Genomic DNA, 938 nt, shown 5'->3' on the forward strand with positions numbered 1-938 from the left:
GAGTCAGTATCAGAAAGTCAGTCAATTTCAACGTCTGAATCAGTGTCAGCGTCTGAGTCGGTTTCAACGTCCGAATCAGTCTCGACTTCTGAATCGGCATCAACTTCCGAATCAGTTTCAACGTCCGAATCAGTCTCAGCGTCTGAGTCAGTTTCAACCTCTGAATCAGTATCGACATCTGAGTCAGTCTCAGTCTCTGAGTCAGTATCTACGTCCGAATCAGCGTCAGCCTCTGAATCTGAGTCGGTATCAGCATCAGAATCAGCCTCTGCTTCTGAATCAGTTTCAACATCAGAATCAGTCTCAGAGTCCGAATCAGTTTCAACGTCTGAATCGGTTTCTGTATCAGAATCAATCTCGACATCAGAATCATTGTCAGCATCGTTGAGCAATTCAGTATCAGAAAGCCAGTCAGTCTCTACTTCGGTTTCAGTTTCGATGTCAGTATCTGTATCTGAGTCAGCATCGACATCGGAGTCAGTTTCAACGTCCGAATCAGTTTCTGCGTCTGAGTCAGTATCAAGGTCCGAATCAGTTTCTGCGTCTGAGTCAGTATCAACGTCCGAATCAGTCTCAACCTCAGAATTAGTTTCAACGTCAGAGTCATTGTCAGCATCTGAATCAGTCTCTACGTCTGAATCAGTATCAACATCAGAATCTGTGTCAACGTCTGAATCATTATCTACGTCAGAATCGGCCTCAACATCCGAGTCAGTTTCTACGTCAGAATCAGCGTCAACATCTGAATCAGCGTCAATATCAGAATCGGTTTCGGCGTCCGAGTCATTGTCAGCGTCCGAATTAGTTTCAACGTCTGAATCTGCATCTACATCAGAATCTGTATCAAGGTCCAAATCAGTTTCTGCGTCTGAGTCAGCCTCAACGTCCGAATCAGTATCAACCTCTGAATTAGTTTCAACGTCAGAGTCATTGTCAGC

At 44.7% G+C, this 938-nt stretch carries 1 pseudogene; it reads right to left on the reverse strand.

Annotation, left to right across the window (positions count from 1 at the left end):
* Nucleotides 1–17: 17 nt before the first annotated feature.
* Nucleotides 18–938: pseudogene (locus tag HMPREF2918_RS11745) on the reverse strand (hypothetical protein); the annotation flags it as partial.

Source organism: Streptococcus sp. HMSC065C01, from assembly GCF_001813525.1.
In the GTDB taxonomy this organism is placed as follows: domain Bacteria; phylum Bacillota; class Bacilli; order Lactobacillales; family Streptococcaceae; genus Streptococcus; species Streptococcus parasanguinis_V.